Origin of the sequence: Streptomyces acidicola, assembly GCF_009377235.1 — a bacterium.
GTDB classification, from domain to species: Bacteria; Actinomycetota; Actinomycetes; order Streptomycetales; family Streptomycetaceae; genus Streptomyces; species Streptomyces acidicola.
In genome coordinates this window covers 21,007-27,352 of sequence record NZ_VMNX01000122.1, presented here as the reverse complement: position 1 = coordinate 27,352, position 6,346 = coordinate 21,007, and the positions used below count along the sequence as shown (strand labels likewise).

The 6,346-nt window shown below is 72.1% G+C and carries 7 protein-coding genes; 3 read left to right on the top strand and 4 right to left on the bottom strand.

Annotation, left to right across the window (positions count from 1 at the left end; translation table 11 throughout):
- Nucleotides 1–10: 10 nt before the first annotated feature.
- The 3 genes from FPZ41_RS27500 to FPZ41_RS27490 form a co-directional block, all read right to left on the bottom strand.
- Nucleotides 11–970, bottom strand: a complete 960-nt coding sequence (locus FPZ41_RS27500) for a DMT family transporter (RefSeq protein ID WP_322620808.1) — start codon at nucleotides 968–970, stop codon at nucleotides 11–13.
- A gap of 232 nt (nucleotides 971–1,202) precedes the next feature.
- The gene (locus FPZ41_RS27495) at nucleotides 1,203–2,258 is read right to left on the bottom strand and encodes an EamA family transporter (RefSeq protein WP_322620807.1); all 1,056 of its coding nucleotides are present in this window, start codon (nucleotides 2,256–2,258) and stop codon (nucleotides 1,203–1,205) included.
- A 114-nt stretch (nucleotides 2,259–2,372) separates the two neighbouring features.
- Nucleotides 2,373–2,924, bottom strand: a complete 552-nt coding sequence (locus tag FPZ41_RS27490; protein WP_322620806.1) for a Clp protease N-terminal domain-containing protein — start codon at nucleotides 2,922–2,924, stop codon at nucleotides 2,373–2,375.
- A 259-nt stretch (nucleotides 2,925–3,183) separates the two neighbouring features.
- Between FPZ41_RS27490 and FPZ41_RS27485 the strand changes: the two genes are divergently transcribed.
- On the top strand, nucleotides 3,184–3,612 hold the full coding sequence (locus FPZ41_RS27485) for a type II toxin-antitoxin system Rv0910 family toxin (protein ID WP_152866345.1): 429 nt from the start codon (nucleotides 3,184–3,186) through the stop codon (nucleotides 3,610–3,612).
- A gap of 146 nt (nucleotides 3,613–3,758) precedes the next feature.
- Here the strand turns inward: FPZ41_RS27485 and FPZ41_RS27480 are convergent, their stop codons facing one another.
- On the bottom strand, nucleotides 3,759–4,397 hold the full coding sequence (locus FPZ41_RS27480; RefSeq protein ID WP_152866344.1) for a PadR family transcriptional regulator: 639 nt from the start codon (nucleotides 4,395–4,397) through the stop codon (nucleotides 3,759–3,761).
- Between the two features lie 163 nt (nucleotides 4,398–4,560).
- Here FPZ41_RS27480 and FPZ41_RS27475 point away from each other — a divergent pair, with 163 nt between their 5' ends.
- Both FPZ41_RS27475 and FPZ41_RS27470 read left to right on the top strand, forming a co-directional pair.
- Entirely contained in the window at nucleotides 4,561–5,340 is a 780-nt protein-coding gene (locus FPZ41_RS27475; RefSeq protein WP_152866343.1) for an SDR family NAD(P)-dependent oxidoreductase, read from the top strand.
- Nucleotides 5,341–5,522: 182 nt separating this feature from the next.
- A complete protein-coding gene (locus FPZ41_RS27470; RefSeq protein ID WP_152866342.1) occupies nucleotides 5,523–6,332 on the top strand; it encodes a PhzF family phenazine biosynthesis protein in 810 nt (269 codons plus the stop codon).
- Nucleotides 6,333–6,346: the final 14 nt, after the last annotated feature.

Sequence of the window (6,346 nt, the reverse complement as noted above, 5' to 3'; positions counted from 1 at the left end):
CACCCGCCCCTCACACGCGTACCGCCTCCTCCACCACCGCGCCCGCACCCCGCGCCTCCGCCACCGCGAGCCCGGCGACCGACCCGAGCATCAGCAGCGTGCCGACGGCTGTCGCCGCCGTCAGCCGCTCACCGAGCAGCACGACGGCGAGCACCGCCGCGCTCACCGGCTCCAGCAGCATGATCACGGACACGGTGGCCGAGCGGACGACGGCCGCGCCGGCGAAGTACAGCGCGTAGGCGAGAGCGGTGGGGATGGCGGCGATGTACGCCAACAGGCCCAGAATCAGCGTGGGTTGGGCAGTCGCCGGGACCAGCCCCTCGGCCAGGCCCAAAGGCAGCAGACACAGACTCGCCACCGCGAACGTCCACGCGGTCGTACCGGAGGCGTCGACCCCGCCGTCGCGCCCCCACCACCGGGTGAGCAGCGTCATCACGCAGTAGCCGGCAGCCGACACCACCGCGAGCAGCACGCCCCACGGCCGTACGCTCGTCCCGCCGTTGCCGAGCACGAGGACGGCGAGTCCGACGAGTGCCCCGGCGACGGCTGCGACGCCGCCCCGTCCGAGGCGTTCGCCCATGGTCAGCCTGGCGCCCAGTGCGATGAGTACCGGCCCGGCGCCCAGCGTCACGACGGTCGCCACGGCGAGGCCGGTCTCGTCGACGGCGGCGAAGTAGGCGGTCTGGAAGACGGCCAGCCCGATGCCCGTCGCCCCGGCCCGCAGCGCCTTGCGACCGAGCGGTTCACGGACGGTCCCGAGGGCGATGGCGGGCCGCGGGCGCGGGAGGCAGAAGGCGAGCAGCAGGACGAGCCCGGCGGCGCAGCGCCAGAAGGAAAGGGCGACCGGCCCCATGTCACTGGCCCGGTAGACCAGGGATGCGGCCGCGCCCGCGGTCCCCCAGGCGGCACCGGCGACGATCAGATAGAGGAGGCCTCGCCCTGTGGGCAGGCCGGAGGCAGCGTTCGACACGTGTTCTCTCCGCAGAGGCAGAAGTTCGAGAAAGGACCACGTCGTCGCCGCGGTGAGACGTGCTGGGCGCTGATGTGCGCTGGGGCACGGCTCACCGGCGTACGGAAAGGTCCCGGGACTTCGTCTGCGGGCAGCACCGCTCCGCCCTGCCGTCCGGCAGGGCATGGTTCCCGGAGGCCCGCCTCAGGCGGCCGGGGGAGGAAGAACGAGCGTCGACGGCATGATCCGCATCCTATGGGGCGCTTCCGGGGGCCGACAACTGCCTCTCGGGACCGCCCGCCCCACTGCCGTCCGATGCCGCGCCGTCGCTCTGAGCATGGCCCGAGCCGCCCGCGACCGGCCCGTCCGGTGTCCTGGCGGGCGTCGAGGACTGTGCGATGAAGGCACCGACCAGGACGAGGGCACCGCCGATGAGCTGCGGTGCGGAGAGGTGTTCGCCGAGCAGCACCCAGGCGAGCACGGTCGCGATGACCGCCTCCAGGCAGGCCACGACGCCCGCGACCTGCGGGGAGAGCCTGCGGACGGCGACCACTCCGGTGATGTACGCGAGCACCGTCGCGATCAGCACGACCCAGCCGAGCAGCAGCCAGGCCGCGACGGCCGTGCCGTCCATGCTGACGGTTCCCGCGAGCACGGACCAGTCCATCGTCCAGGGGCGGGCCACCACGGTGAGCACGAGGGCGCCGACGAGCAGGCCGTACGCGATGACGCCAAGCGGGTCCGGTGCGTTCTCGCCCGCGTCGGTGCCCTGGTCGGACAGGACGAAGTAGCCGACCTGGCAGCAGGCGGCGGCGAGGGCGAGCAGCAGACCGAGGGCGTCGAAGCCCATCCCCGACCACACCTCGACGACACAGGCGAGTCCGCCGACCGCGAGCACGACCCCCACGGCCGCGGCACGTGTGACGGGCCGTCGCTGTACGAACCGGACCCAGCCGAGCAGGATCGCGGGCGCCAGGTACTCCACGAGCAGCGCGACGCCCACCGGGATCCGCGAGATCGCGGCGAAGTAGCAGGCCTGTACCCCGGCCACGGCGAGCAGGCCGAACCCGGCGAGCAGCGCGGGCCGGCGACGTGGGAGCGCCCGGTGGCGGACGGCCAGCGGCAGCATCACCAGCGCGGCGCCCGCGACCCGCAGCCACACCACGTGGAGCGGGTCGAGGCCCGCCTCGATCAGCGGCTTGGCCGCGACACCTGATCCGCCGAAAGCGATCGCCGACCCGAGCGCGAGCCCGAGGCCGACGCCTCTGCCGCGGTTGCCCTGACTGCCCTGTGAGGTGTGCACCGGCACATGATGACAGGCGATGACATGAGCGTCACCCCCTATGACACCTGTCTCAGCTTCTGGGCGGCCTCGGGCGCCGGACGAGGTAATCCGCGGCGCCCACACCCGTCCGGCAGCGCCTCAGCGGACGGCGTCCCCACCCGCCGGGCGCCCCGCCTGCCCGCTCTCGATCCGCGCCGACAACTCGTCCGCCTCGATGCCCGCGCGCCCGAGGACCTCCACGGCACGTGACTCGGGGGCCGCGACGATGGCGGCGAGGAGATCGACCCCGCGGGCGCGCTCCCCACCCCGTCGTTCGACGCGCCCGTACGCATCCTCCATCGCCCTGGCCGCCACCGGTGACCAGCCCGCGACGTCGGTGAGCACGGGCACGGCTCCGGAGTCCTCGACGCCGCTCTGCCAGCGCAGTCCGTAGCCGATGCTCCGCTGGACGAGGTATCCGAGCAGCCGGGCGATCTGCGGGCCGCTGCCGAAGACGGCGCGCACCTCGGGGTCGCACTCCAGGAGCGTGTGCAGCAGATGGGCGGTGTCGATCTGCCGGTCCCCGTCCCGCAGCGCCCGTCTGCGCGCACCGGCGATCACCGCTGCCAGTTCGTCGGTGAGCCGGGCATCGGGCTCCGCGCCTGTCCGGTCGTGTCCGGCGGCCGACTGCCGGGGAATACGGGGTCGCACATGTCCCACCCCATCAGTCCCTTCCGGCCGGGTCATCCTCGCCCGGCAGCATTTCCACGTCCGACACAGGTTGGGCACGGATGAGTCGGTTCTCCTCCTTACGGATGAGAACACCCCTTCGGGGACGACATCGGAACCTTCGTAACGGGACTCTTTCTGACGGCAACGGGACTCTTTCTGACGGTTCATCAGTATTGAATGTTCCAGGCCGTGCGGCTACGTTCCGCGACACCACAGCCCGAGACGAAGAGGTGGTCGCATGGCCGAGGTCAGCGCGGAGGCACGCATCGAGGCACCCGCCGAGAAGGTGTGGGCCCAGCTCGTCGACTGGTCCGCATACGGGGAGTGGAACACGACGCACACCTCCTTCCCCAAGGGTGGCCCGGGGACCCTCGCGGTCGGCGGCACCTTCCAGGAGAACCTGAAGCTCATGGGCTTCCCGGCCGAGGTCGAGTGGACCATCGCGGAACTCGAACCCGCCCGGGTCCTCACCATCCGCGGCAAGGGCCCGATGGCCGTGGACCTCTCCACGCGCTACACGCTCACGCCGGACGGCTCCGCCACCACGGTCCGCATCGACGGCGCGTTCACGGGCGCGGCCGTGGCCCTGATGGCGGGCAAGCTGAAGGACTCGGCGACGGCCGCGCTGAACGAGTCGCTGCGAAAGCTGGGCGGACTGGTGGCGTAGGACGGACGCACGACTCCGCACAGACCGCGCCACAGGCACACAGGCACACAGGCACACAGGCACACAGGCACACAGGCACACAGGCAGGGTGCCCCGCGGACCACGTCCGAGGGGCACCCCATGTCACACCACAGACCCGCCGACTGTCAGTCCTCGTCGGCGAGGATCAGATACAGCTTCTTGCGGGCCTCGTTGATGACTGCCAGCGCCTTGTCGCGCTGGTCCTTGCTGCCGGTCTTCCAGACCTGGCCGAACGCCTCCATCAGGCCAAAACCGGCCTGCCGGATCTCGCTCAGCGCCTCCCAGTCGACCCCGCGCGAGGCCTCCTCCCACGGCGCCTCGGGCCCCTCGTCGGCCGCCGTACGGCCCGACTCGGTGAGCGAGAACAGCTTCTTGCCGCCCTCGGTCTCGCTGACGATGAGACCCTCGTCCTCCAGCAGCTGGAGGGTGGGGTAGACCGAGCCGGGGCTGGGCTTCCACGCCCCGCCGCTGCGCTCGGCGATCTCCTGGATCATCTCGTAGCCGTGCATGGGCCGGTCCTTGAGAAGCGCCAGGATCGATGCCCGTACGTCACCTCGCCGCGCCCTCCCCCTTGGTCCGCCCCTGCCGCGCCCGCCCCACGGGCCCGGACCGAAGCCCGGCCCGAAACCGGGGCCGCCATGCCCCGGGCCGAACGGCCCGAAGGCACCGCGCAGCGCCTCGAAGTCGGGGCGCCCTTGCGGGCCGCACCCACCGTGACGTCCATGTCCACGCTCGAATCCGTAGTCCTGTCCACGGGAACGCATCGCATTCACTCCATTCCATCGTTGATCTGTCGCGATGCTTCAACGATATATCGGAACAGTCCGCGCGGCAAGCCTCAAAGAGCAGGCACGCCCAGTTGGCCTCCCACCCGCGGTGCTCCGCCCCGACCCCCGTCGCCGTGGCCGCGCCCTCTAGGGTTCGGGCATGACCTCGCACAGCTACCTCTCCGAACTGTTCTCGCTGGACGGCCGGGTCGCCGTGGTGACCGGCGGCAGTTCCGGCATCGGCCGGGCCATCGCCGAGGCACTGGCCCGAGCGGGCGCGAGCGTGGTGATCGTGGCGCGCCGGGAGGCGGAGCTGGCCGCCACGGTCGACGAGCTGGTGGCGGACGGTTGCCGGGCGGCCTGGGTCAGCGCCGACCTGAGCACCCGCGACGGGGTGCGCGCGGCGGCGGCGCAGGCAGCCGAGGTGTTCGGCGAGCCCGACATTCTCGTCAACAGCGCCGGGATCAACCTGCGGCCGCCGATGGGCGAGCTGGGCGAGGACGTGTGGGACACCACGATGGCGGTGAACCTGGAGGCGCCCTACCTGCTGGGCGAGCAGTTCGGGCCCGGCATGGCCGAGCGGGGCTTCGGCCGGATCATCCACATCACCTCACAACAGGCGCACCGGGCGTTCGTCCAGAGCGGCGCCTACGGGGTCTCCAAGGGGGCGCTGGAGTCGCTGGCCCGTTCACAGGCCGAGGCGTGGTCGTCGTACGGCGTCACCTGCAACACGCTGGTGCCCGGCTTCGTCATGACCCCGCTCAACGCGCGATTGTCGTCCGACCCGGAGAAGGTGGCCGCGCTGGCCGCACGCACGATGGTCGGGCGCAATGGCCTGGCCGAGGACTTCGCCGGAGCGGCGGTGTTCCTGGCCGGCCGCGCGTCCGGCTACATCACCGGGCAGTCGATCTTCGTCGACGGCGGATTCTCCGTTCACTGACCCACCACATCGGGCGACCAGAACCGAGGGCGCGGCCTCGCCACCTCGCCGCGCCCAGGCCTTCGCTCCCCCGAACCGCTCCCCTGCTCCCCCGAACCCCGCTCCTCAGCCCTCCTGAAATCGGTCCAGCGCCCCGGAATTGGCCTTGGCCCGCCGCTCCACCCGGCCTCTAGCGTCGGACCATGCGGATACGAATCGTCGACGCCTTCACCGACCGCCCCTTCGCCGGCAACCCGGCCGGGGTCGTCCTCCTCGACGCCTTCCCCGACGACACCTGGCTCCAGCACGTGGCCCGGGAGGTCAACCACCCCGAGACGGGGTTCGCCCACCGGCTGCCCGAGGGCGCCGAGGCGGATTGGGCGCTGCGCTGGTTCACGCCCGCCGTCGAGGTCGCGATGTGCGGCCACGCCACGCTGGCCACAGCGCACGTCCTCGCCACCACCGGGGCCCACACCGGCACCGTCCGGTTCGCCACCCGCAGCGGTGTCCTCGTCGCGACACCCCACGAGGACGGGTCCCTCACCCTGGACTTCCCCACCGCACCCATCGCCCCGGCCGAGCTCCCCGACGGCGTGGCCGACGCACTGGGCGCCCAGCCGCTCACCGCCCTCGACACCGGCACCGACATCGGCGACCTGCTGCTCGAACTCGCCGACGAGAAGACCGTCCGCGGCCTCACCCCCGACCTCAGGGCCCTCGGCCGCTATTCCGAGCGCGGCATCATCGCCACGGCCCGTGCCGAAGACCCCTCCCAGGGCTATGACTTCGTCTCGCGCTGCTTCTTCCCGAACGTCGGCATCGACGAGGACCACGTCACGGGCAGCGCCCACACGGCCCTCGCCCCGTTCTGGTCCGACCGCCTCGGCCGCCCCGCCCTCACCGGCCTCCAGGCCTCACCGCGCTCCGGCCTGGTCCGTACCGAGGTCCGGGGCGACCGCACCCTCCTGACCGGCCGCGCGATCACGGTCATCGAGGGCGAGCTGCTGGCGTGACGGCACCCGAGGGG